Below are 25541 nucleotides of genomic sequence, written 5' to 3'. Positions count from 1 at the left end.
GGTGACACATGCGGGGCGTAGGCCGCTGTGCACGACGTCGCTGCGATCGGGATTGGATCCACATGCGCATGCCCGGCACTCAGCTGCATCGCACGCTCCGCGTTGAAGGTGCGTCGCAAAACACGCTTCCAGGTTGCCTGCGCCGTGCTTCTGAGATCAGCGTCGGATTCATGGCATTGCCGCTTGGCTAGATTGGTCCTGCAGAAAACGTCTTTACGTTGTTCAAGGAGTGGGCCGATGCGCGTTGTTCGTGGCAGTGGAGTGGATGGGGGCTGGTCTGGAATGTCGCTGCGTGGCGGCGCAACCGCGTCACTGTTGACCCTGGCCGCTGCTGCGACCGGCTTGCACAGCGCACCCGTGCAGGCGGCAGTGGGGCCGGGTGTGGTGAGCGGCGACACCATCGTGCACGATCCGTCGATGCTCAAGTTGAGCGATGGGCGTTACTACATCTATGCCACCACCGGCGTGGTCACCAGTACCGACCGGACCAAGTTCAGCAATGCGGGTGCAATCTTCAGCAGCATGCCGAGCTGGGTGCGCAGCTACAACCCGGACAACCAGCTGTGGGCGCCGGATGTGTCCTTCCACGGCGGCAAGTACCTGATGTATTACACCGCCTCCAAGTTCGCCACCAACACCTCGGCGATTGCGCTTGCCAGCAGCAGCACCGGCAAGCCTGGCTCGTGGAAGGATCAAGGCATTGTCTACACCTCCAAAAGCAGCGACGACTACAACGCCATCGACGGCAATCTGGTGGTGGACGGTAACGGCAGGTGGTGGCTGGCGTTCGGCTCGTTCTGGTCGGGCATCAAGCTGATCCAGCTCGATCCGGGCACCGGCAAGCAGCTGTCCGGCAACACGGCGCGCTACAGCCTGGCGAGCCGGCCGTCCCCAGGCGCGGTGGAGGCACCTTTCATCCAGCAGGCCAATGGCTGGTACTACCTGTTCGTGTCGTTCGATGCGTGCTGCAAGGGCGCCAGCAGCACCTACAAGATCGCGGTGGGGCGTGCGCGCTCGGTGACCGGGCCGTATCTGGATCGCGCCGGTGTGGACATGCGCAACGGCGGCGGCACGGTGATCCAGTCCGGCTTGGGCAGCATGCATGGGCCAGGCGGGCAATCGGTGTTCCGCGATGGCGACGGCGACATCCTGGTCTACCACTACTACGACGACCGCGGCGACGCGCGCCTGGGCATCAATCGGCTGGGGTATGACGGCAGTGCATGGCCGGTGGTGCAGTAGCAGCGATCAATGGGCACGCTGCTGCTCCCTGCAATGGCGCAGCGATCGGGCGATGCGTGTTGCCGTGATCTGCCGGCGCTGCCGACTGCCGAAACTACGCTGCCGCCAGCGCCGCCGAGCAATGCCCGGCATCCGCTGGCGCACGCTCAGCGCGTGGCCGCTTCGGGCTTGCGCACGCGTTTGGCCGGCGCCGCCTGGGTCGCTGAGTCCGGATACAGATTCAACAGCATCAAGGTCACGCCATTGGTCCAGCCAAAGCCGTCCTGCAAGGCGTATTCGCCGCCGCCGCCACCGGCCGCATCGGCATCCAGGCCGTATTTTTCGACCAGCTTGTGCTCGCGCGCGAACAGCGCCTGCACCTGGGTGAGGAAACGTTCGCCGATGGTGCGCGCCAGTGCGTCTTCGCCGTAGCGACGCAAGCCGTCCACCGCCACCCACTGCAGCGGCGCCCAGCCATTGGGCTCGTCCCATTGCTGGCCGGTCTTCACCGCGGTGGTGGCCAGGCCGCCGGGGCGTAGCAGACGCGCGCGCACCACGGTGGCGGTGCGCTTGGCATGGGCATCCGACGCCAGGCCTGCGAACAGCGGATACAACGCAGCGGCGGTGACCTGGTCGCTGAGCGTGCGGTTCTGCCAGTCGTAGTCGGCGTAGTAGCCGGCGGCGTTCCACAGATGCGCCTCGATGGCCTGCTTGCGTTGCTGCGCCAGTGCGGCGTAATCGAGCGTGCACTCGGCGCCCGGCTGCGTACACGCCTGCGCCAGGGTGCGCTCCAGGTGATACAGCAGGCTGTTGAGATCGATCGGGATGATGGCGGTGGTGCGGATGGTGCGCAGGTTCTGCCCATCGGCCAACCAGCGGCTGGTGTAGTCCCAGCCGCTCTCGGCACCGGCGCGCAGGTCGCGGTAAACCTCGGCGGCGGGACGGTCCTTTACTTCGGCTGCGGTGCGGGTGTCGTGGAGCCAGGCCTCTGGACGCGGCGTGTCGCGCTCGTCCCAATAGCGGTTGAGCACGCTGCCATCGGCCAGGCGCACCACATGGCGCGCGGCTTCGCCGGGCTGGAGCCCGTCGCTGCCCTGCATCCAGTACGCGTATTCCTTTTGCAGCTGCGGCAGATACCGCTGATAGACCGCCTCGCCTTCCACGCCGGCCTGCAGTTCCACCATGTAGGAGAAGAACGGCGGCTGCGAGCGGCTGAGGTAGTAGCTGCGGTTACCGTTGGGGATATGCCCGTAGGTATCGATCAGGTAGGCGAAGTTGTCCAGCATCTGACGGCTGAGCGTGGTCTCGCCGCTCTTCACCAGGCCGAGCATGGTGAAGTAGGAATCCCAGTAGTACACCTCGCGGAAGCGCCCGCCCGGCACCACGTACGGGTGCGGCAGCGCCAGCAGGCTGCTGTGCGGTGGCACGTGGGTCTGGCTGCGCACCAGCTTCGGCCACAACAGGTCGATGTGTTCGCGCAGTGCCGTGTCCTGGCGGATGGCGTCGGTCTGCACCGGCGGCGATTCTTCGAAATTGGCATCCACGAACTTGCGCAGATCGAAGCCGGGGTGATCGTGCTGCGCCAGATAGTCGGCATTGATCAGGGCCGGGTCGCGCAGCGGCAGGAAGTCGACGAAATGCTTCTGGTCGTCGAACAGCTCGCCGCTCTGCACGGCCTGGAACAGTTCCGGGTAGGCCACATCGGGCGTCGGCGGCGTGGACGCAGGCGCATTGACGACCGGAGTGTCCATCGGCGCGGCAGTCAGCGTGCATGGCGCGACGAACATGCTCAGCGACAGGCCAAGCAGCGACGTGCAGCACGGGGGCGCGGCAGAACTCATGGCATCTCCAGAACGGGCAGTGGCGTCAGGCATGGTAAACGACCGAAGTGGCAGGCGGGACCGCGTGCGCTGCCGCAACGCCGGCAGACTTCGCGCAGTGACAACGGGATTCAGCAAGGTGATCCGGCGCGCCGCCGCAACGTGCGCCAATCCAGGCGTATCGGCGCCGATCCAGTCAGCTTGAGCGGCGCGCCGGCGTGCTGAGTCCAATGCCATCGCTGCAAGAAGTGCGCCAGCGCACGACAGGCAAGCGGCAAGCGCGCATGGCCGAGGTCGACGACATGCCCGCGGATGATGGCGCTGCGCGCGCGCAGGTGCCGACGTCGGCTTGTCTGCGTCAGTGCCGGGCCCGGGACTGCCCGGCCGATCATCGGGCACCGGCCAGCGCGCCGTGGCTGCGCGATGGGTGATCGGTAGAGCCGGGGCCTGCGCTCAATGTGAATGGCGACTGGTCCCTGTCGAGCAGACAACGAATTTCAAACGCGCATAAACGCCGCGACCGCTAGATTTGCGCGCTCCGCACCAGGGTTGGTGGTGCGGTGCCCGTCTCTTACCTTATCGGTCTCCCGCATTGTGATCACCCGCAGGAAGGAAGCGCTTGTCGCGCATGTTGCTGCAGCCGCATGCACGGGCGCCATCCTGTTTTTTCTTGCGTGCCTGTTGCTGTACATGCCGGCTCCGCGTCTGGCCGTGCAGCAGGATGAAAGCCTGCAGGTGTATTTCCTGCCGCGTCCGCAGGTGACGCCGCCGGCGCCGCCGGTCGAGCCGCCGCCGCAGGAGCAGCTCAGGCGGCAACAACGCGCCAGCGCCGCTTCCGCATCGGCCGCCCGTCGTGCGCCGCCGCCCACGCGCACCCCGCCGCCGCAGCGTCAGGTCGCGGCCGCCAACGCGCCGGCCGATGCATCGATGGCAGCGCAGCTGTATACCCGCGAGGGCCGTCTGCGCATGCCGCTCGACACCAAGGTGGACCCGATGGCGCAAGGCGGCGCAGTGCCGCCGGGGATGACCGACGCGCGCGCGCAGGGCAAGGCGCGCAACGTGATGGAGCGGGTCAACCCGGTGCAGTACCAGGACACGCGCTTTGCCAAGGATTGGAAGAGCGACGGCACGCTGGGCGACGTGGCGATGCAGGAAATGAATCGCGGCATGAAGAAGTTCAACGACATGCTCAACGGGCCGCAGACGCAGGTGGCCAAGGCACGCCCGCCGCCGGACGTGCGCTTCAATCCTGCGCTGGCCGCAAATCAGGCCGACATGGGCAGCGAAGCCACCGGCGATGCGTACAAGGCCGCGCCGATCGCACACGAAACCTTGCCCGACCTCAAGGGCGAAGCCAGCCGCCGCATCCGCGAGGCATTGGCGACGCTGGAACAACGCAGCGCACGCTGCGATGGGTCCAGGCGCAAGTCGCTGCTGTCGCCGGTCCGCACGCATCTGTCCGACCTGGAGCGCGCCGAACACGCGCTCAACAATGGCGCCGACCCGGTGATGGCTGCACAGCTGTTGCCACGTCAGGCCGACAGTGCCTACGACCTGGCGCGCCGCGCGCTGTGGTACGCCGACCGGCAATTGAAGCAGTGCGCGGTGGGGTAGGTGGGACGTTTGCGCTACGGCGTAAATCCGACGGAACGCTACGGCACTCCGCCGAGCGCTACTGTGAGCCCCTCTCCCGCCCGCGGGAGAGGGGTTGGGGTGAGGGTACTGCTACGGCAGCGAAGCAGCGGCCTAGGCCAGACTCTGCCGGTAGCGATCCTTCTCTGCGCTCAGCGCAATTTCCGCGCGTAAAAAAACCTGGCCGATCGGCTCGTCGGCGCGGGCGGCTTGCGCGTGGCCGAGCAAGACCGTCAGTCCCAGCCCCTGTTGCAGCTGCGCGACGTCGCGCAGCTGCTGCAGCGTGCGGTCGGCATCGGGGCCACGCAGGACGGCGATGAATTCCGCGCTGTCGGTGACCCGATCGATGCTGTTGCCCGGCCCCTGCACGAGTGCGGCGAATGCCTGGTCGAGCTGTTGCAAGTTGCGGCCAAGCAGGCGTTCGCTCTGGCGTTCGGCCAATGCGGCCAGTTCCTGCACTTCCAGGATCACCAGCTGGTAGGGCGCCTCGGCATCCAGCGCGGTCGCGGCGGCAGCCGCGGCCGGCTGCAGGATGGCGGCACGCTCCTGATGCAACGCCTCCTGGCGTGCGTCCAGCAGGTGCATGGTGACGCGGGCCAGCGCCTGCAGACCGGTACGCTGGTGTTCGTTGAGCGTGCGCGGTTCGGTATCGAGCACGCACACGGTGCCCAGCGCCACGCCTTCGGGCGTCACCAACGGCATGCCTGCGTAGAAGCGTGCGCCGGTGTCGCCGGTGACCACGGAAATATCGCGGAACCGTGGGTCCTGGGTCAGGTCCGGCACTTCCATCAGCTGGCTCGGGTCGCGAATGGCGTGGTCGCACACCGCCTGGCTGCGGTCGGTCTGTTGCAGCCCCAGGCCAAGTTGGGCCTTGAACCACTGACGGTCGCGGTCCACCAGCGACATCAGTGCAATGGGCGTATCGCATAGCGATGCGGCCACCTGCACGATGTCCTGATACGTATCTTCCGGCAGGCTGTCGACGATGCGATACCCATCGAGGACCTGCTGGCGGGAGGCTTCATCTGCCGTCGGCATCTCTTTCATCGGATCAGCCAAACACCTGTCGAGGAGAGCGGCCAACCTTAACGGACTGGCCGATAACGTGGCGTGGATAGGATGGGCGCCGCCGCTGGAGATCGAAGTGATGCAGCGACGTGCGGGGTGCAATGATGATCGCCCACGGCCCGGCGTGTACTGCTGCAATCGCCAGTCAATGCAACAGGCCGGCAATCGCGCAGCCGGGGTGGCGCGATGCCGGTAGCGGCGCGATCGGACTGCGCGCCCGCCAATCACTCGATCGAGCACTGAAACAGACGGCCAATCAACCGATCAACCGGATCAACCGGATCAACCGGATCAACCGGCAAATCCCCCAAACCGTCCCGCACCGGGCAACGCAGCATCGCTGTCCACCCACCCGCCTGCATCGCGCAGGCGGGCAGGGCATCAGGCGAGTGTCAGCGTTTGACCGGCTTGCCGTCGGCGTCCAGCACCTGCACCTCGCCCAGCTTGAGCGCACGCACCGGGGCCTCGATCTTCTTCAGGTCGCCCACGATCACCCAGGTCATCGCGTCGGGCTTGATGATCTGTGCGATGGCCTTCTGCGCGGCCGGCTGGTCGATCGCTTCCAGGCGCGGCTTGAGCGTCTGCACGTAGTCGTCAGGGCGGTCGAACTGCACGATGCCTTCGATCGCACCGAGCACGGCGGTGGTGGTTTCGTAGCTGCCGGGCAGGGCGCGGATGCTTTGGTTCTTGATCTTTTCGATCTCCTCGCCGGTCAGTGGCTTGTCGCCGACGATGGCGCGGGCCTCCTTGAGGATCTCGTTGGCCGACTCGGCGGTCTTGTCGGTCTGCACCGGTGCGGAGAACAGATACGGCCGCTGGCCCTGCGCATCCATCAGGCGGGTGCCGGCACCGTAGGCCCAGCGCTTGCTCTCGCGCAGGTTCATGTTCAACCGCGAGGTGAAGGTGCCGCCGAAGGCATCGTCGGCCACGCCGATGGCCAGGTTGTCCTGCCTTTTCGTCGACGGTGCGAGCAGGCCCGCCAGGATCACCGACTGCGGCGCATCCGGCCGGTTGATCAGGTACACGCGCGGCTTGGGCTGGGCGGCCACATCGACCAGGTTCTTCTTCGGCAGCGGGCTGGCCGGGGCCTTCCAGTCGCCGAAGGCCGCATCCAGCTGCGGGATGATCTGCGCCAGGGTGGTGTCGCCGGCGACCAGGATGCGCAGGTTGTCCGGGCGCAGCCACTGGCTGTGGAAGGCCTGCAGGTCCTTGGCATCGAGGCTCTTGATCGCCGCCTCGGTGCCGCTGCCGGTGAGCGGGATGCCGTACGGATGCTTGTCGCCGTACAGCAGCGGCGGCAGCGCACGCAGACCCAGGCTGGTGGGCTTGGTCTTTTCCTGCGCGATGCCGGCCAGCCACTGACCACGGATGCGTTCGATGTCCGACGCGTTGAACGCCGGGTTGCGCACGATGTCGGAGAACAAGTGCAGCGACGGCTGCAACTGGTCGTTGAGGGCATTGAGCGAGGCGCTGCAGCTATCCAGATCGCAGCCGACGCCGGTGATCGCCCCCAGGCGCTGCTTGCGCTGGGCCACCTCCACCGAATCCAGCGAGGCGGTGCTCTCGTTCATCAGTGCGGCGCTGAAGCTGGCGGTGCCGAGCTTCTTGCCCTGGTCGGCGGCATAACCGGCGTCGAACAGCAGCTCGACCTGGGTGACCGGGATGGTGTGGCGCTCGGCCAGGATCACCTCGATGCCGTTCTTCAACTTGCCGCGCTGCAGTTTGGGGAAGCTCAGGTCGGGGAACTGGGTGGTCTTGGGCACGCCCTTGCTGCGGTCCACCTTGGAGGCGGCGACGGTGTACTTGCCGGCGGCGGGGAGCTTGGGCGCCGGCTTGCCCGGTTCGGCGGCGCGTGCGACCACTGCCTTGTCTTCGGCAGCCGGGTCGAAATCCTTGCCGGCCGGCAGCACGGTGAGCAGATAGTCGCCCTTGCCGAACCAGGTGGCGGAGGCCTGCCTGACGCTGTCCACGGTGGCGGCCTGGCCGCGCTGCAGGTCTTTCTTGTAGGCGCCCGGGTCGCCGCGATAGACCTGGCCCTCGGCCAGGAGCACCGCCTTGCCGGTGAAGCCGCCGACCTTTTCCAGCCCGCGCACGAAGCCGGCGCGATAGGCCACCTGGGCCCGTTGAAGTTCGTCGGCGGTCGGGCCCTGGGCGATGAATTTCCTGAGCTCTTCGTCGATCACCGCCTCGACCTTGGCCGGGTCCACACCGTCCTTGACGTCGGCCTGGATCTGCACCTGGCTGGACAGCGCGAACGGCTGCACCGCGGCGGACACGTCATCGACCAGCTTGTCCTGGTAGACCAGGCGCTGATACAGCCGCGAGGTCTTGCCGCCGCCCAGCACGGTGGTGGCCAGATCCAGCTGGATCAAGTCGTCGGTGCCCAGCTGCGGCGCGGCCCAGGTGCGGTAGATCCGCGGCTGCGAGACATGGTCGTGCTGCACGCCACGCTTCTGCGCCGCCAGCGGGGTCACCCACGGCTGCTGACGCGCCACCGGCTTGCCGGACGGGATATCGCCAAAGTACTGCGCGGCCTTGGCGCGCGCCTGCGCCACGGTGATGTCGCCGGCCAGCACCAGGGTGGTGTTGGCGGCGCCGTAGTTGTCGTTGAACCACTGTTTGACGTCGGCCAGCGAGGCCGCGTCCAGATCTTCCATCGAGCCGATGGTGTCGTGCTGGTACGGGTGGTTGGCCGGGAACAGGTTGGACAGGATGTTCTGGTCCACGCGGCCATAGGGGCGGTTTTCGCCCTGGCGCTTTTCGTTCTGCACCACGCCGCGCTGGGTGTCGAGTTCTTCCTGGCCGATCGCGCCGAGCAGGTGGCCCATGCGGTCCGATTCCAGCCACAGCGCGGTATCCAGCGCGGTGGTCGGCACCGTTTCGAAATAATTGGTGCGGTCGAACCAGGTGGTGCCGTTCATGTCGGTGGTGCCGACCTGCTCCAGCGGCGCGAAGAAGCTGCCCTTGTTGTTTTCCGAACCGGAGAACATCAGGTGCTCGAACAGGTGGGCAAAGCCGGTCTTGCCGGCCGGCTCGTCGCCGGAACCGATGTGGTACCAGATGCTTACCGCCACCACCGGCGCCTTGTGGTCTTCGTGCACCACCACGGTCAGGCCGTTGGGCAGGGTAAAGCGGGTGTAGGCGATGTCGGGGATGGCGCTGTTGTCCGTAGTCTTGGACAGGCTGGCCGGGGCGGCCTGTGCGGCGGGCGGAACGGTACCGGCAGCGGCGCCGAGCACGCCGGCGATCAACAAGGACAACGGACGCAGCATGTGACACTCCAGAGCAGGACAATCGGCCGAGGGTAGTGGCTGCTTGGCGAGGCCGCAAATGCTGTTAGGCACGGAGGCGGCGGGCGGCAGTAGCACGCTGCCGGAAATCCGAAAAACGGCGACAGAACTTCGTCTGGGCTGAGTTCGCGCCGTGAAATGGGATGTGTGCGGGCCGCAGCGGGCAGCTGCCCGCCTTGGAGCCCGGCAACTAAGGTGTTGCAGGTGCTGTGCGCCGGAAGGCCTGCGTGGCGGCTGGCTTGCCCGGGCCGTGCAGGCGGCGCGCCATCGGTACACGGACGCGCCGGGATCCGGCGGAGGCGCTGCAAGGGCTGGTGGCCGGGCCCCGCCACGCGCCGGCACGGCGTACATGCAAAGCGCGGCTGTAGCGGCCGGTCGCTGAGGCTGGCGCGATCGTCCCGCCACGGTGGCCCTCCCGCACCGGCCGCCACGGGTTGAGCGGGCCGTAAGCGGGCCCGGCCGGACACGCTCAAGTTGATCATCGCCTCGCCGTTACTTGGGGCGACCTACCTTCTTGGCCATACGCCGCCCGCCGATCACCCCATGACCGCCCTGTTGCCGCCCGTGCCGATTCCCGCCAACGACGCCTTGCGCGTGGACGCGGTCCGCCGGCTGGGGGTGCTGGACACCGAGGCCGAGGCCGAGTTCGACGATATCGCCTGGCTGGCGGCGCATGTCACCGGCGCACCGATGGCACTGGTGTCGCTGCTGGACGCCGACCGGCAATGGTTCAAGGCGCACTGCGGTACCGACCTGGAGGGCACGCCGCGCAGCGTGTCGTTCTGCTCCTACGCGGTGATGGGGACCGAGTTGATGGAAGTGCCTGACGCCGAGGCCGACCCACGCTTCGTCAACAACCCGTTGGTGGCCGCCGCGCCCGGTGTGCGCTCCTATGTCGGGGTGCCGCTGGTCGGCCGCGAAGGCTATGCCTACGGCACCTTGTGCACGCTCAGCACCAAGTCGCGCGTACTCGACGACGATCAGAAACAGGCACTGATCCGCCTGGCGCGGCAGGCGGTCAGCCAGCTGGAAGCGCGCCGCGACCGGCTCGATGCGCAGGCGCAGCGGCAGACCCTGAGCATGTTGCTGGAAGCCATGCCCGACGGCGTGGTGGCCTGCGGCACCGATGGTCTGCTGCGCGAGTTCAACCACGCCGCGCGGCAATGGCATGGCACCGACCCGCGCGTGCTGCCGCCGGCGCAATGGGCGCAACATTTCGACCTGTACAGCGCAGACGGCAACCGGCTGCTGCCCACCGACGCCATCCCGCTGCTGCGCGCCTGGCGCGGCGAGCACGTGCGCAATGCAGAACTGGTGATCCGTGCCAACGGTCAGCCTCCGCGCAGCGTGCTGTGCAATGCAGACCCGGTGGTCGGCGACAAGGGCACTGCGCTGGGCGCGGTCTGCGTGATGCACGACATCACCCAGCTCAAGGACGCGTCGGCGGCCTTGTCTGCCGAGCGCGCGCGGCTGCAGGCGCTGGTGGATGCCTCGCAGGACGTGGCGATCATCGCCTTCGACCCGCAGGGGCGCATCGAGCTGTTCAATCCCGGTGCCGAACAACTGCTGGGCTACGCGGCCGACGAAGTGCTGGGCAGCTCCCCGTCGCGGTTCCACCTACAGGCCGAGCTGGAGCGTCACATGGCCACGCTGGCGTTGTCGCCACCGGCGTATGTGGAACTGGCTGCGGCCGCCGCCGGCAATGTGCTGGCCGAAGAATTGTGGACCCTGGTGCGCAAGAACGGCGAGCTACGCCGGGTGCGGCTGTGCTTCAACGTCATCCACGATGCGCAGCAAGGCCTGGCCGGCTATCTGGCCATGGCCATCGACGTCACCGCCGAACTGCAGGCGCAGGCCGCCGCGCAATTGGCCGCCGAACGCTTCACCGGCGCCTTCGAAACCGCACCGCAGGGCATGGCGATCGTCTCGCTGGATGGCGCCTGGCGCGACGTCAATCCGTCCTTGTGCAGCATCCTCGGCTACCCGCGCGAGCAATTGCTGCGCACCACCTTCCAGCAGATCACCCACCCGGACGATCTGGAAATGGACCTGCAGCTGGTACAGCAATTGATCGCCGGCAAGCGCGATAGCTACAGCCTGGCCAAGCGCTACATCAGCCAGCAAGGCGCAGTGATCTGGGCGCAGCTGTCGGTGTCGCTGGTGCGCGACGGTAGCGGTGCACCGGTGCATTTCGTTTCGCAGATCCAGGACGTCACCGAACGCCATGTCGCCGCCGAACGCCTGGCCGAGAGCGAAGCGCGGTTGCGCGCGATCAGCGACGCCACCCCGGCGCTGGTCAGCCAGTTCGATGCCGGCCAACGCTGCCTGTTCGCCAACGAAGCGCACCGCGATTGGCTGGGCGTGGAGCCGGCCAGCCTGGTCGGGTCGCCGATTACGCATTTGCTGGGCGCGCCGCTCAGCGCGACTGCATGCACCGCACTGGCACAGGTGGCCCAAGGGCAGCGCGCCAGCTTCGAGCACGTGTTGCAGATGGGTGGCAACGCACGCGATATGGAGATCACCCTGGTGCCGGAAAACCGGCGCCTGCCGGGGCAGGCACACGGGTTTTTCCTGATGGCGCAGGACGTCACCGCGCACAAGACCCTGCACCGCCTGATGCACGAGCGCGCCACCCGCGATGCGCTGACCGGCCTGCCCAACCGCCACGCCTGGACCGAGGCATTGCAGAACGCCGTGCTGCAGGCGCATCAGTTGCAACGCGCGGTGGCGGTGATGTTTCTGGATCTGGATGGCTTCAAACGCATCAACGACACCTACGGCCACCGCGCCGGCGACGCGGTGCTGGTGGAGTTCGGTCATTGCCTGCAACGCGCGGTGGAAGGCCGTTACCTGGTCGCGCGTCTGGCCGGCGACGAATTCGTGGTGCTGCTGGACAATCTGCAGACGCCCAAGGCCGACTGCGCCCGGGTTGCCGAGCGCATCCGCCATGCGGCCTCCGCCGGCGCCCTGTTCGGCGAGCAGCGGCTACCGATCCAACCCAGCATCGGCGTGGCCTGGCAACACGGCGACCAGGCCGAGGCGGCAAGCCTGATGCATGCCGCAGACGAGGCGATGTACGCCGCAAAAAACGCGCGCTGCAGCAAGGACGCCGCAATGAACCGCCGCGACGCAGCGCGTTGAGGTCGGCGGCAACCGCGGTTCCTTCTCACCACGGGAGAAGCTGCCCTAAGGGCGGATGAGGGTACGTCAGGCAGGTGCCCCGCCAGCCATGACTCTGCGGGTTGCCCGACGTGCTGCTGAAGCAGCACGCGGCTAGCTCCATGTGGCGCGCTACCTCACGACGCGCCTGCTCGAAGTTGTGGTGCTGCATCGCACTGCAGTCTGCTCGATGCGGCAGCGCTGTCGATGCAGGCTGCGCCAGGGCTGGTCAACGAGTTTGGATACACCTGTGATAAGGGTGTTTGTCGATCTCTCGATTGCCGGCGCACTTCTGCCGACTCGCAGTGCGCATCGTTCTTCGTCGACGTGTTATGGCCGACGGGGCACCCTCACCCCAACCCCTCTCCCGGCGGGAGAGGGGCTTGAGCAGCGAAGCGGGTGACGCTGTTCCTTCTCCCCTCGGGAGAAGGTGCCCGAAGGGCGGATGAGGGCGCGTCAGACATGTGCGCCCTCGAACCATTCCTACCAGGCTTTGCCCGACGTGCGGCTACATCGCCACGATTTAGCCTGCTAGACGCGGTGGTGCGACATCACTCATCGGTCCACTCGAAGTAGAGCTGCTGCATGACCAGGCGGCCTCATTGAAGTGACGGTGCTGCGGCACTACGCAGCCTGCTCGACGCGATGGCGCTGCATCGATCCAGGCTGCGCCGGTGCCAGCTGGAACACCGCCACCGCGCGCGTCAGATCCGCGGCCTGGTCTTCCAGGCTGCGCGCGGCCGCAGTGGCTTCTTCCACCAGCGCGGCGTTCTGCTGGGTCATTTCGTCCAGCTGCATCACCGTGGTGCTGACCTGTTCGATGCCGGCGCTCTGTTCGGTGCTGGCGGCGGTGATCTCGGCCATGATGTCGGTTACGCGCTTCACCGAGCTGACCACCTCGGTCATGGTGCTGCCGGCCTGCTGCACCAGCGCCGAGCCTTGCTCCACCTTTTCCACCGAGTCGGAAATCAGCTGTTTGATTTCCTTGGCCGCACCGGCCGAACGCTGCGCTAATGCACGGACCTCGGTTGCGACCACTGCAAAGCCACGGCCCTGTTCGCCGGCGCGCGCGGCTTCCACTGCGGCATTCAAGGCCAGGATGTTGGTCTGGAAGGCGATGCCGTCGATGACGCCGATGATGTCGGAAATGCGCGCCGACGATTGCGTGATCGCCTGCATGGTGGTGACCACTTCCTGCACCACGCGACCACCGCTTTCGGCGACATCGCCGGTGCCCTTGACCAGTTGATTGGCTTGGCGTGCGTTGTCTGCGTTCTGGCGCACGGTGGAGGTCAGCTCCTCCATCGATGCGGCGGTTTCCTCAAGATTTGCGGCCTGGTGTTCGGTGCGCGTGGACAGATCGGCGTTGCCGCTGGCGATCTCGCCGGCGGCGGTATTGATCATCTCGGCCGATTGCTGGATGCCCTGTACGATGCTGGTGAGCTGGATCGCAGTGCGATTGGCAGCATCGGCCAGACGTCCGAAGGCGCCTTCGTAATGCGATTCCACCCGTTGCGACAGATCGCCATCTGCAATGGCGGCCATGATGCGGCCCACATCGTCCAGGCCCGCATCGGCCTGCTGCATCAGGCGGTTCAAGGCCTGCACCATTTCGGCGAACGCAAACTGGTAGCGCGCCTGCTCGCCGCGTGCGGAGAAATCGCCACGCGCGGCGGCATCGGCCAGGCGCGCGATGTCGCTGTTGATTGCCGACAGGTTGCCCTTCACCGTGTCCAGCGCTTGGTGCAGCGCCGCGCGCTGGCCGGGCAGGCGGCGCATGTCGCGGCGCAGATCGCCACGGCCGTAGTCGCCCATCAGGTCCATCGCCTCGTTGATGGCATCCAGATGTTCGAACACCACCGTGTTCACGCCATGCGCCAGGCTGCCGTAATCGCCAGGAAAATCCTCCGGAATGCGGTGCGCGATGTTCTCGCCCTGCTGCAGCCGGATCATGGTCTGCATCTCGCCGTTGAAGCGCTGCAGCTGGCTCTGCATCTGCTGCATGCTGTGCATCAGTTGCCCGGTTTCATCGCGCGATTCCACCCGGATGTCGTTGTCGAAACGGCCCGAGGCAATCGCCTCGGCGGTGCGTGAGGCGGCACGCAACGGTGCGGCCATCGCCGACGCGATCAACCAGCACAGGCCGATCACCAGTGCGACCAGCGCGCCGCCAATCAGGGTCAGGGTGCGGGTAAAGCCCCACGCCTGCACCTGGATGTCCTCGGCGTACACGCCCATCACCAGCACCCAGTTCCAGGCCGGAAACGTCTTGGCGTAGCTGATCTTTGGGAGCTGTTCCTTCTTGCCCGGCTTGGGCGCGTCGTAATAGCTGAAGCCATCGCCGCTGTCGATCGCGGTCTTGATGTCGCGATACACGTACTGCCCGGCATCGCTCTTGTAGTCGGTCATGTCGGTGCCGACCGGGCGCTTGGGATGCATCAGGATGCGCATCTGCGGGTCGACGATGAAGAAGTAATCCACGCCATCGTTGGTGCGCATGTCCGCGAGCGTGGTGCGCGCGGCTTCCTTTGCCTGGTCGGCGGTCAGTTCGCCGGCTTTGACCTTGTCGGCGTAGTGCTGCATCACCGTGAGGCCCATCTCGACCTCGGTCTTGACGCTGAGCTTGCGCGCCTCGATCAGGTCCAGGTACTGCAGGCGCGCCGCGGCGACCGCGAGCAGGATCACGCCTACCGTCAACAGCGTGCACAACAGCACGAATTTGCGGGTCAGCGGAAGATTGGCAACATGGCGACGCAACAGGGAGACAACGGGCATGGCAACGATATCCGGAACGCGCCGCGCAGGACGCTATGAGAGGGATAACGGCTGATTCACATGCGGGTTGAACATTGATTGCGGCAGCGTCTGCTTATGACAAGGCAACACCGATGCAACGTAGGAGCGCCCCCGGGCGCGATGCGACGTTGCCTGGAAGGCTTCGTCGCGCCCAGGTGCGCTCCTACGATGGCCCGTTGTCTTGCACAGAGCGCAGGCGCCACATCGATCGAAGAGCGGCCGGTCGCGCGATACAAAGGCGGGCACGCAAGGCGCGTGCCCGCCTTCCACATCAGCTTGCGGCGCAGAAGCCGAATTCGGCCGTGGCACCGGCGGCCAGCGTGCGGTTGAAGTCCACGCCACTGGCCTTGAGCGTGCTACCGCTCTGCGACCACACCACATTCCAAGCGTTGTTGACCGTGCCGGTGACCGGTACCGTCACCGACCAGGTGCCGCTGCCGGTCCCGGTGTTGGTGACCTGCACGCGGTTGCACGAACCGGCGTTCCAGCTGCTGTCCACGATGACCTTGGTGCTGAAGGTGCCGGTGCCCGGGGTCGGGGTCGGGGTGGGGGTCGGCGTAGGCGTAGGCGTTGGAGTAGGCGTCGGCGTCGGCGTGGTGCTGCTCAGCGTGCCCCACAGGGTGCGCAACAGCGTCATCTTGTCCTGGCGCACGGTGGTCCAGTCGTCGCGCAGGATGCCGCCGGTGTCGCCGCTGTTGGGGTTCCACGACCAGTAGAAGCCTTCGTTGATGCCCTTGCTGCGCAGGTACTTCACCAGCGCGTCCTGCCACACCTTGTCGCGCGCATCGCCTTCGCCGTACTTGCCGCCGAACTCGCCCAGCAGCAACGCGTACTTGCCGGCGAACTGGCCGAAGTGACGGTCCCAGATGGCCGGCATATTGTTGGGGAAGTTGCTGTCGTTGAAGTAGGACTGCACATACACGTCCGGGCCGTACACGTGCGGCGCCAGCAGCAGGCGGTTGGCCGGGATGTTCAGCGGGGTGCAGGCCAGCGGCTGCAGGTTGCCGCCCCAGTAGATGCCGCCGTTGGTCGAACACACCGGGTTGTCGGTGATGCCTTCCACCGCAATGATCCACTTCGGCGCCACGGCCAGCACCGCGGCCGACCCGCGTTCGGCGGCCTTGTTCCAGTCGGTGGCGGCGTTGCCGGTGCCCCAGGTGGCGGCGCCGTGCGGCTCGTTCTTCAGGTCCAGGCCGAGCACATACGGCACGTTCTTGTAGCGGTTGGCCACAAAGCGCAGGTCGGCCAGCCACTGGGCTTCGGTGTAGGAGCCGGTGTACCAGAGCTCGGAGATGCCGGCGCAATCGGGGGTGTGGTGGTCCAGCAGCACGTACATGCCACGCGCGTTGAATTCGTTGATCACCTTGTCGAGGATCTGCAGCGAGGTCAGGCCCTGCAGGTCGGCATTGCGGCTGTAGTCGATGCTGCTGGGCATGGTGTCGCTACGCAGCGTGGCCGGGCAGAACGGCAGCCGCACGGCATTGAAGCCCAGGCCCTGCATCTGGTTGATCATCTCCTTCCAGTTGCGCGCCCACAGGCCATGCATGACATGGTTGCCGGTCTCGAAGCCAAACACGTTGACGCCCTTGAGCTGCACCACCTTGCCACTGTCGTCGACAACCCGGTTGTTGCTGATGGAATAGCTGAAAGCCGGCGCGGCGGCCAAGGCCAGCGCAGTGGCCAGTGCGAGCGTACTTGCGGTCCTGAAGATGGACATGGTGATCTCCCTAGATAACCGGGCTCGACACCCGAGCGCGGTGAGGGGGGCATCTTGGTCTGCGCCCGCGCCGCGCGGCGTGATCGCAGCCACAAAAAAGCGCATTGGCGCACAGATCACAGGTGGGCTGCGGGCGCGGTCGCTTTCCCGCACACTATCGCCGCTGCGCACTGTCCGCAGGCTGTCCCTTTTGTCCCCGGAGTGTCCCCGATGTCTTTCCTGCGTGCCGAACTGGCGCAATGGCGCGCTTCACCTGCGCGCGAACTGATGGCCGGTGCGGTCGCAACATTTGCCCTGATTCCCGAAGTGATCGCCTTCGCCTTCGTGGCAGGCGTGGACCCGCAGGTCGGCCTGTTCGCGTCCTTCGTCATCGGCATCGTGATTGCGTTCTGTGGCGGGCGCCCGGCGATGATTTCTGCTGCAGCCGGCTCGGTGGCGCTGGTGGCCGCACCGCTGGTGGCGGCGCACGGCTTGCCGTATCTGCTGGCAGCCGGGCTGCTCGCCGGCGCGGTGCAGATCCTGTTCGGGTTGCTGCGCTTGGGCGTGTTGATGCGCTTTGTCAGCAGCTCGGTGCGCACCGGCTTCGTCAATGCACTGGCGGTGCTGATCTTCGCCGCGCAGCTGCCGCACCTGCTGGGCGCCAACCTCACCACGTGGGCCATGCTCGGTGTGGGCCTGGCGATCATCTACGGCCTGCCGCGATTGCGCGTGCCGGGCCTGTCGGCGATTCCCTCGCCGCTGTTGTGCATCCTGCTGTTGACCATCGCCGGCAGCGCCCTGCACCTGCCGCTCAAGACCGTGGCCGATCTTGGCAGGCTCCCCACTGCATTGCCGTTCCTGCAATGGCCGGCGGTGCCGATGACGCTGGAAACGCTGCGCATCATCGCCTTGCCGGCATTGGCCATCGCCATGGTGGGCCTGCTCGAATCGCTGATGACTGCGCGGGTGGTTGACGAACTCACCGACACCCCCAGCGACAAGAACCGCGAATGCACCGGGCTCGGGCTCGCCAACGCGGCGGCCAGCCTGTTCGGCGGCATCGCCGGCTGCGGCATGATCGGCCAGACCGTGGGCAACGTGAAGTACGGCGGCCGCGGCCGGCTGTCGACCTTGTTCGCCGGGGTGTTCCTGCTGATCCTGATGGTGCTGCTCAAGCCGTGGGTGTCGCAGGTGCCGGTGGTGGCATTGGTGGCGATCATGGTGATGGTGTCGGCCGAGACCTTCGACTGGCGCTCGCTGCGCACCGTCATCACCCATCCGCGCACCTCCAGCGTGGTGATGCTGGCCACGGTGGCAGTGACCCTGGTGACCCACAACCTGGCCGCCGGCGTGGCGGTGGGCGTGGTGCTGAGCGGGGTGTTCTTCACCTTCAAGGTGGCCGGGCTGCTGCAGATCGCCCACAGCGATGGCGCAGATGGCGTGCGCACCTACAGTGTGCGCGGGCAGGTGTTCTTCGCCTCGGCCGATGTGTTCATCGATGCCTTCGACGCACGGCAGGTGCCTGGCCGCGCCGTGGTGATCGACGTCAGCCGTGCGCATTTCTGGGACATCACCGCCGTGGCGGCGCTGGACAAGGTGGTGCAGCGCTTGCGGCATCACGATCTGGATGTGCAGGTCGAGGGCCTCAATGCCGGTAGCCGCCGGCTGATGCAGCGGCATGCCCTGGGCGAAGACGCGCTGGAATCCGCGCTGCCCTGAGCCCCGCGGGGCGACGCGCGCCCATCGCAGCGCCGGGCATTTTTGTCCGCTGCGCATCGAGGGCTGGATGCGGGCTGAGCATGGTCGGCGAGCGGTCTCAAGTTTGCGCGGGCAACGCCGATGAACCGGCATCCTGACTGCCGGTCGTTGTCGTGAAGCCTGCGCGTTGCCACTCCAGTTGTCTGCCAGCCCGCCGCGTCCGGCAGGGCGGGCCCGCGTTTGCGCACCGGCTGCGCCGCCAATGAGCGCTACGCCGTTGCTGGAACGGATGGTGGACATGACCGCCATCCGCGACGCCGATCTGCTCGATCTGAGCCTGTTGCGCACCATGCGCGAGGTCTGCTCCGTCGAGGAATTGTCGCTGCTGCGCATCGCCCCGGACGGCCGCACCATGGCCGAAACCCGCCTGCACGACGACGGCCGCCTGTCGCTGACGGTGGCCGAGCTGAAGGATGCGCAGATGCGTGCCCGGCTGGCCGACGTGCATGGCCCTGGCGAGGTGGTGCAGCTGCAGCAGGATGGCAATGCGCTGCTGCTGTACCCGATGATGGAAGCGCGTGGCATCCGGACCTGCCTGAGGGTGGGCGGTGCGCGCACGCCCGGTGTTGCCGAACAGGCAATGTTGCAGGGCTTCGCACGCTTCTTCCAGAACTACCGCAGCCTGCTCGACGATGCCCAGCGCGACGCGTTGACCGGCCTGCGCAACCGCAAGACCTTCGACGACGTGGTGCTGGGGCTGTTCGCAGGTGGACCGGACGCTCCGGCCAACGACAGCATCTGGCTGGGCATCGTGGATATCGATCACTTCAAGCGGGTCAACGACACCTTCGGTCATCTGTACGGCGACGAAGTACTGCTGCTGGTGGCGCAGTTGATGCAGCGCGCGTTCCGTCAGGACGATCTGCTGTTCCGCTTCGGCGGCGAAGAATTCGTGATCGTGCTGCGTGGGGTGGATCGCGATGTGGCGGTCAGCCTGTTCGAGCGCTTCCGCCTGGCCGTTGCCGAGCATGTGTTCCCGCAGGTCGGGCAGGTCACGCTCAGCACCGGCATCGTGCAGCTGACCCACGGGCGGCTGATCAGCCAGCTGCTGGACGAAGCGGACAAGGCGCTGTACTGGGCCAAGCAGCATGGCCGCAATCGCGCGGTGGTGTACTCCGAGCTGATCACCAGCGGGCAGTTGCTGCAGACCACGCAACAGACCGGCAGCGTGGACCTGTTCTAAGAGCGCTTGGCAAAACGACTGCGCAGCCAGGCGGACGTAGCCGGTGCCCGGTGCGGCAGATGCCCCCCCGCACACTCCGGTTCCGAGCGCACTGTCCGCCCCCCACCTGACGACTGCGCGCCAGGCTTTGCTGGCCTCTCCAGGCGCGCGCATCGCCGTGCCGCACCGGTTGGACGCGTGCAGGTGCGCGGCTGCTCCCGCGCGACACGCGGCCATCGCAGGCGACCATCCCGCGACATGCCGCCGCTTGCACCCGCGGGTGGCTACACTCCAGGGCTGTCTGATAGTTGGGGTATGCAATGAAGCGATGTGCCATGGGACTCTTGGCAATGGCGGTCTCGACCGCAGTGATGGCGCAGGCGCCGACGTTCGATGGCGCGCGCATCTCGCGCGACGTCAAGGAGCTGGCGTCCGATGCCTATGAAGGGCGTGGCCCGGCCACCGCCGGCGAAGAAAAAACCATCGCCTATCTGAGCAAGCAATTTGCCGACGCGGGCCTGCAGCCCGGCGGCGACCTCAAAGATGGCAAGCGGCTGTGGACCCAGGCGGTGCCGTTGCGTCGCGCCGATATCGTCGGTGCGCCGACGCTTGCGCTGACCGATGCCGGCAAGCCGCAGGCGCTGACGCAAGGCAAGCAGATCGCCATCCGTGCCGCGCTCGACGGCGCGTCCAAGGTCGACATCGCCAACGCGCCGTTGGTCTTCGTCGGCTATGGCGTCAAGGCGCCGGAGCGAGACTGGGACGACTTCAAGGGCGTGGACCTGAAGGGCAAGATCGCGGTGGTGCTGATCAACGACCCGGACTTCGAAACCGGCAAGGGCGCCTTCGACGGCGCCGGCATGACCTATTACGGCCGCTGGACCTACAAGTACGAAGAGGGCGCACGTCAGGGCGCGCTCGGCGTGCTGGTGGTGCACGAAACCGCACCCGCCTCGTATGGCTGGGACACCGTGGCCAGCTCCAATACCAACACCATGTTCGACGTGGTGCGCGACAACCCGCGTGCCGCGCACCCCACCGTGGAAGGCTGGATCCAGCGCGATCTGGCCACCGAGCTGTTCAAGCGCGCCGGGCTGGATTTCGACGCGCTGAAGAAGCAGGCGCAGACCCGCGGCTTCAAGCCGGTCGAGCTCAAGGGCCAGGGCCTGAGCGCCAGCTATCAGGTCAAATCCGACGTGATCACCTCGCACAACGTGGTCGCACGCCTGCAAGGCAGCACGCATCCGGATGAAACGCTGATCTACAGCGCGCACTGGGACCATATCGGCGTGGGCAAGCCGGACGCACGCGGCGACACCATCTTCAATGGCGCACTGGATAACGCCAGCGGCACTGCGGCGTTGCTGGAACTGGCACGCGGTTTTGCCGGAGGGCCCAAGCCGGAGCGCTCGGTGGTGTTCCTGGCCGTCACTGCCGAAGAGAAGGGCTTGCTGGGCTCGGAGTTCTACGCCTCCAAGCCGTTGTACCCGCTGGATACCACCGTTGCGGTGATCAACATGGACGGCATGAGCCCGTTCGTGCCGTCGCGCGATTTCGGCATCTACGGCACCGCCAAGCTCGAGTTGCTCGATCAGCTCAAGACGGTGGCCGCACAGTCCAAGCTGCGCTACACGCCCGACCCCAAGCCGCAGGCCGGGTATTTCTTCCGCTCCGACCATTTCTCCTTCGCCAAGCGCGGTGTGCCGGCGCTGTCCTATGCGGCCGGGCAGGATTGGGAAGTGGGCGGCATTGCCGCAGGCAAGGCGGCATCGGACGACTACACCGCCAAGCGCTATCACCAGCAAGGCGACGAATGGAAGCCGGATTGGACCTTCGCCGGCGCCGCGCGCGATCTGGGCGTGCTGTACGCGTTGGGCCAGCAGTTGGCCGATTCGCGTCAGTGGCCGAACTGGAGCAGCGATTCGGAATTCCGCGCCACCCGCGATGCAAGCGAGGCGGCACGCAAGTAGGACCGGCTGACAAGACGACCGCGCTTCCATCAGGGTAGCGTTGCTTCGGTGTGCATGGGTTTCGGTAAAGCAGCCAGCAATCTGTCTGGTGCGGTTTCCTCGCCGGTTGCGGGACCGTGTGGCGGCATCCATGCCGCCACACGGTCCCCAGGGACGGGTTCACAGCGTGTCCCGCAAGCGGTGAGGGCACGGCGCCCTCGATGCTGCGAGTTTGCTGCAGGGCCCTTGCCCGCCCACCATCGCGGGGCACGCTGCAAGTACGTCCTTGCAAGCTCTTACGCGGCATCCATGCCGCGTAAGGTCCCGCGACGGTGGGCGGGCAAGGGCCAGTCAAGATGGTCGGTGTGCAGGGTTTTCAGTAAAGCTGCCAGCCAACTGTCTGGTGCGGTGTCCTCGCCGATTGCGGGACCGTTGGCGGCATGGATGCCGCCATCGAGCCCCCATGGACGGGTTCACGGCGTGTCCCGCGAGCGGCGAGGGCACCGCGCCCGCGATGCTGCGAGTTTGCTGCAGGGCCCTTGCCCGCCCACCATCGCAGGACACGCTGCAAGTACGTCGTTGCAAGCTCTTACGCGGCATCCATGCCGCGTAAGGTCCCGCGACGTGAGCGGGCAAGGACCAGTCGAGATGGTCGGTGGGCATGGCTTTCAATAGAGCAGTCCGCAGACTGTCTGGTGAGACCCACCGACCGCCACGATCGCCCGCCAGCAGGCTGTCGCTGCAACCGATTGCAGGTCCTGGCACATCAATTGCACCTGTCTGACACGACAGCGTGGTTTGACGCCCGTGACAGCACGCGTGCCAGGCTGCAATCTGTTGGGGTTGCGTTCGGTCGTTACCGCGTAGTCTGCCGCGCGGTCCTCGTCGGGTGGGGCGAAGACTGCACGATGGCCTTCGTTTCCTTTAACGGTCGATTCTTTAGGATGAGCCGCGACGTTGCGTCGCCGCCAGGAGAGTTTGTGCATCGGAGTGGTTTCATAGCTGCCAATACCGCGACCTGGTCGCACGCCGCCGGGCATCTTGCCGGTGCGGTGCGCTTCGCACGATCGCTACGCGTGGCGAGGATGGACCTCTCGCTGCAGCCCGCACTGTCGCACGCATGCGACGGGCAGCCTTGATGGACGGCACCGTGACCCTTTCCCCCGCACCAACCGCATTGCCCCCCACCTCCGCCCTCGACGCCGGCCAGCCCACGCTGCCACCGGAAGCGCCGCTGGCGATGCCCGAACAGAACCTGCGCGAAGGCAGACTGCAGGTGCCCCATCAACGCACCGCGCCGGCCGGCATCGGCCTGCGGCGCTTCTACCTGATCGGCGGCACCTTCGCCACCACCGCCGTGGCGGTGTGGGTAATGCTCAGCGTGCTGTGGCCCGACGGCGTCAGCGTGCTGGAAGGCTGCCTGCTCGGCCTGTTCGTGCTGCTGTTCGCGTGGATCGCGATGTCCTTTGCCAGCGCGGTGGCCGGTTTCATCACCGTGGTGGCGCGCGCCGGACGCAAGCTCGGCATCGACCCGGAACAGCCGCTGCCCACGCTGCGCTCGCGCACCGCGTTGCTGATGCCCACCTATAACGAAGACCCGCGCCGGCTGCTGGCCGGCCTGCAGGCGATCTACGAATCGGTGGCCGAAACCGGCCAGCTGGAGCATTTCGATTTCTTCGTACTCAGCGACACCACCCGCGATCACATCGGCGCTGCCGAAGAACTGGTCTACAACGAGTTGTGCGACCGCGTCGACGGGCACGGGCGCATCTTCTACCGCCGCCGCGCCGACAATGCCGCACGCAAGGCCGGCAATGTGGCGGACTGGGTGCGCCGCTTCGGCGGGAGCTATCCGCAGATGCTGATCCTGGACGCCGACAGCGTGATGACCGGCGACACCATCGTGCGGCTGGTCGCCGGCATGGAAAACAACCCGGACGTGGGCCTGATCCAGACCCTGCCGGCGGTGGTCAACGGCCAGACGCTGTTCGCCCGCATGCAGCAGTTCGGTGGGCGTGTGTACGGGCCGATCATCGCCTTCGGCGTGGCCTGGTGGCATGGCGCCGAGAGCAATTACTGGGGCCATAACGCCATCATCCGCACCCAGGCCTTCGCCGACCACGCCGGCCTGCCGTCGCTGCGCGGGCGCAAGCCGTTCGGCGGCCACGTGCTCAGCCACGATTTCGTCGAAGCGGCACTGATGCGGCGCGGCGGCTGGGCCATGCACATGGTGCCGTACCTGCAGGGCAGCTACGAAGAGGGCCCGCCCACACTGACCGACCTGCTGATCCGCGACCGCCGCTGGTGCCAGGGCAACCTGCAGCACGCCAAGGTGGTGAGCGCCAAAGGCCTGCACTGGATCAGCCGCATGCACATGCTGATCGGCATCGGGCATTACTTCACTGCGCCGATGTGGGGCTTGCTGATGCTGATCGGCATCGGCATCCCGCTGGCCGGCGGCGGCATCGACCTGGCCGGCGACCTGCCGTTCTCGCCTGCCCGCTATTGGCACGGCAGCAGCCAGGGCAATGCGATCTGGATCTTCGTCTGCACCATGTTCGTGCTGCTGGCGCCCAAGCTGCTGGGCTATATCGCACTGCTGCTCAACCCGCGCGAACTGCGTGCCTGCGGCGGCGCGATCCGCGCTCTGCTGAGCATCCTGCTGGAAACCGTGCTGGCCGCGCTGATGGCGCCGGTGGTGATGTACCTGCAGTCGCGTGGCGTGTTCGAAGTGCTGGCCGGCAAGGATTCGGGCTGGGACGCGCAGGTGCGCGACGACGGCAAGCTGTCGTGGCCGGCGCTGTTGCGCAGCTATGGCGGGCTGACCGTGTTCGGCCTGTTCATGGGCGCGGTGGCGTACACCGTTTCGCCGTCGCTGGCGGCCTGGATGGCGCCGGTGATCGTGGGCATGGCGCTGTCGATCCCGGTGGTGGCGCTGACCTCGCTGCGTCGCAGCGGTCTTGCGCTGCGCCGTGCGGGCATCTTCTGCATCCCCGAAGAGCTCGATCCGCCCAGGGTGCTGGTGCGTGCATCCGAGCTGCGCCGCGCTGCTGCGCTGGAACCGTCGCTGATCTGATTGGCGGTACTGGCGGGCCCGATTGGACCCGGTGTGCTGTTCGCCAACCACGCGCTGTCGCCGCCCCGGGCGACGCCCCGGCCGCATCTGCACCGACGAGGGCGCGACCGGCAGGCGGCCCACGGCCACTGCTCCACGGCAACTCGCCGCACGCGATCCGGGTGGCGGCGCGTGCGGGCGCGCGCGCGTGACCGGGCAGTGACCGGCGCGCAAGGCATAATGCCCGGCCCCCAAGCGGAGCTGGATGATGCTGGAAGTGATCGAACGCGAGACCGGACCCAATCCGCAGTGGACCGTGCTGTGGCTGCATGGCCTGGGTGCCGATGGCAGCGACTTCGCCCCGATGGTGCCGGAGCTGGTGCGACCGCACTGGCCGGCGCTGCGCTTCGTGTTCCCGCATGCGCCCATCCGCCCGATCACCATCAACAACGGCGTGCGCATGCGCGGCTGGTACGACATCGTCGGCATGGACTTCGCCAGCCGTGCCGACAAGGCCGGTATCGCCGAGTCGGTGGCCCAGGTCGAAGCCTTGATCGCCCATGAGCAGGCCCGCGGCACGCCGCCCGAGCGCATCCTGCTGGCCGGGTTTTCGCAAGGCGGTGCGGTGACGTTGGCCGTGGGTCTGCAGCGCCGCATCCCGCTGGCCGGGCTGATCGCCCTGTCGACCTATCTACCGGATCCGTCGGCCGCTGCCAGCCAGTTGCAGCCCGCTGCCATTGCCCAACCGTTGTTCATGGCGCACGGCAGCGCCGACCCGGTGGTGCCGTTCGCCGCCGGCCAGGCCAGCATGCAGGCGCTGTGCGCGCTCGGCTTCGCTCTGGAATGGCAGACCTATCCGATGGGCCATCAGGTCTGCCTGGAAGAAATCGACGCCCTGCGCGACTGGATGCAGGCACGCTTCACCGCCGCCTGAG

General features: G+C 66.8%; 13 protein-coding genes and 1 other RNA gene. 9 read left to right on the top strand and 5 right to left on the bottom strand.

Going from position 1 to position 25541, the window contains the following annotated elements; genetic code table 11:
* The first annotated feature begins 237 nt into the window (after positions 1-237).
* Positions 238-1242 carry an arabinan endo-1,5-alpha-L-arabinosidase gene (locus FHY18_RS12215; RefSeq protein ID WP_259155421.1) on the top strand — a complete coding sequence of 335 codons (1005 nt, stop codon included), beginning with the start codon at positions 238-240 and terminating at the stop codon, positions 1240-1242.
* 146 nt (positions 1243-1388) lie between these two features.
* Here FHY18_RS12215 and treA read toward each other — a convergent pair whose 3' ends face one another.
* Positions 1389-3062: an alpha,alpha-trehalase TreA gene (gene treA, locus FHY18_RS12210; RefSeq protein ID WP_259155420.1), complete on the bottom strand. Its 1674-nt coding sequence runs from the start codon at positions 3060-3062 to the stop codon at positions 1389-1391.
* Between the two features lie 573 nt (positions 3063-3635).
* Here treA and FHY18_RS12205 point away from each other — a divergent pair.
* The gene (locus tag FHY18_RS12205) at positions 3636-4655 is read left to right on the top strand and encodes a hypothetical protein (protein ID WP_259155412.1); all 1020 of its coding nucleotides are present in this window, start codon (positions 3636-3638) and stop codon (positions 4653-4655) included.
* 132 nt (positions 4656-4787) lie between these two features.
* Here the strand turns inward: FHY18_RS12205 and FHY18_RS12200 are convergent, their stop codons facing one another.
* Positions 4788-5720, bottom strand: coding sequence for a GAF domain-containing protein (locus FHY18_RS12200; protein ID WP_259155402.1), 933 nt, complete (start codon positions 5718-5720; stop codon positions 4788-4790).
* Between the two features lie 413 nt (positions 5721-6133).
* On the bottom strand, positions 6134-9013 hold the full coding sequence (locus tag FHY18_RS12195; RefSeq protein WP_259155399.1) for a pitrilysin family protein: 2880 nt from the start codon (positions 9011-9013) through the stop codon (positions 6134-6136).
* Positions 9014-9505: 492 nt separating this feature from the next.
* Between FHY18_RS12195 and FHY18_RS12190 the strand changes: the two genes are divergently transcribed.
* The gene (locus tag FHY18_RS12190) at positions 9506-12172 is read left to right on the top strand and encodes a PAS domain S-box protein (protein WP_259155391.1); all 2667 of its coding nucleotides are present in this window, start codon (positions 9506-9508) and stop codon (positions 12170-12172) included.
* A 642-nt stretch (positions 12173-12814) separates the two neighbouring features.
* Here the strand turns inward: FHY18_RS12190 and FHY18_RS12185 are convergent.
* Both FHY18_RS12185 and FHY18_RS12180 read right to left on the bottom strand, forming a co-directional pair.
* Positions 12815-14947: a methyl-accepting chemotaxis protein gene (locus FHY18_RS12185; RefSeq protein ID WP_259155973.1), complete on the bottom strand. Its 2133-nt coding sequence runs from the start codon at positions 14945-14947 to the stop codon at positions 12815-12817.
* Positions 14948-15257: 310 nt separating this feature from the next.
* On the bottom strand, positions 15258-16703 hold the full coding sequence (locus FHY18_RS12180; RefSeq protein ID WP_259155381.1) for a cellulase family glycosylhydrolase: 1446 nt from the start codon (positions 16701-16703) through the stop codon (positions 15258-15260).
* A 210-nt stretch (positions 16704-16913) separates the two neighbouring features.
* On the opposite strand from FHY18_RS12180, the gene FHY18_RS12175 reads away from it, so the two are divergent.
* The 6 genes from FHY18_RS12175 to FHY18_RS12150 all read left to right on the top strand — a co-directional run bounded on the left by FHY18_RS12175 (position 16914) and on the right by FHY18_RS12150 (position 25540).
* Positions 16914-18401 (top strand): SulP family inorganic anion transporter, encoded by a 1488-nt coding sequence (locus tag FHY18_RS12175; protein WP_259155370.1) that lies wholly within the window; start codon positions 16914-16916, stop codon positions 18399-18401.
* Positions 18402-18642: 241 nt separating this feature from the next.
* Positions 18643-19623, top strand: coding sequence for a GGDEF domain-containing protein (locus FHY18_RS12170; RefSeq protein ID WP_259155367.1), 981 nt, complete (start codon positions 18643-18645; stop codon positions 19621-19623).
* A gap of 59 nt (positions 19624-19682) precedes the next feature.
* Positions 19683-19759: non-coding RNA, sX9 sRNA (locus tag FHY18_RS12165), on the top strand.
* Between the two features lie 163 nt (positions 19760-19922).
* Positions 19923-21572 carry a M28 family metallopeptidase gene (locus FHY18_RS12160; protein ID WP_259155365.1) on the top strand — a complete coding sequence of 550 codons (1650 nt, stop codon included), beginning with the start codon at positions 19923-19925 and terminating at the stop codon, positions 21570-21572.
* Positions 21573-22689: 1117 nt separating this feature from the next.
* Positions 22690-24627: a glucans biosynthesis glucosyltransferase MdoH gene (gene mdoH / locus FHY18_RS12155; RefSeq protein ID WP_259155363.1), complete on the top strand. Its 1938-nt coding sequence runs from the start codon at positions 22690-22692 to the stop codon at positions 24625-24627.
* Between the two features lie 244 nt (positions 24628-24871).
* The gene (locus tag FHY18_RS12150) at positions 24872-25540 is read left to right on the top strand and encodes an alpha/beta hydrolase (RefSeq protein WP_259155353.1); all 669 of its coding nucleotides are present in this window, start codon (positions 24872-24874) and stop codon (positions 25538-25540) included.
* The last annotated feature ends 1 nt before the right edge of the window (position 25541 follow it).

The sequence above is a fragment of the Xanthomonas sp. 3793 genome, assembly GCF_024806835.1.
GTDB classification, from domain to species: Bacteria; Pseudomonadota; Gammaproteobacteria; order Xanthomonadales; family Xanthomonadaceae; genus Xanthomonas; species Xanthomonas arboricola_F.
The sequence above is the reverse complement of the archived record's forward strand: the minus strand, read 5'-3'. Positions and strand labels throughout refer to the sequence as shown.

What these genes read in the sequence shown, in the direction of transcription:
- treA (WP_259155420.1), bottom strand. Translation starts at nt 3,062, where the DNA reads ATGAGTTCTGCCGCGCCCCCGTGCTGCACGTCGCTGCTTGGCCTGTCG.
- FHY18_RS12150 (WP_259155353.1), top strand. Translation starts at nt 24,872, where the DNA reads ATGATGCTGGAAGTGATCGAACGCGAGACCGGACCCAATCCGCAGTGG.
- FHY18_RS12180 (WP_259155381.1), bottom strand. Translation starts at nt 16,703, where the DNA reads ATGTCCATCTTCAGGACCGCAAGTACGCTCGCACTGGCCACTGCGCTG.
- FHY18_RS12195 (WP_259155399.1), bottom strand. Translation starts at nt 9,013, where the DNA reads ATGCTGCGTCCGTTGTCCTTGTTGATCGCCGGCGTGCTCGGCGCCGCT.
- FHY18_RS12160 (WP_259155365.1), top strand. Translation starts at nt 19,923, where the DNA reads ATGAAGCGATGTGCCATGGGACTCTTGGCAATGGCGGTCTCGACCGCA.
- FHY18_RS12215 (WP_259155421.1), top strand. Translation starts at nt 238, where the DNA reads ATGCGCGTTGTTCGTGGCAGTGGAGTGGATGGGGGCTGGTCTGGAATG.
- FHY18_RS12170 (WP_259155367.1), top strand. Translation starts at nt 18,643, where the DNA reads ATGAGCGCTACGCCGTTGCTGGAACGGATGGTGGACATGACCGCCATC.
- mdoH (WP_259155363.1), top strand. Translation starts at nt 22,690, where the DNA reads ATGGACGGCACCGTGACCCTTTCCCCCGCACCAACCGCATTGCCCCCC.
- FHY18_RS12175 (WP_259155370.1), top strand. Translation starts at nt 16,914, where the DNA reads ATGTCTTTCCTGCGTGCCGAACTGGCGCAATGGCGCGCTTCACCTGCG.
- FHY18_RS12200 (WP_259155402.1), bottom strand. Translation starts at nt 5,720, where the DNA reads ATGAAAGAGATGCCGACGGCAGATGAAGCCTCCCGCCAGCAGGTCCTC.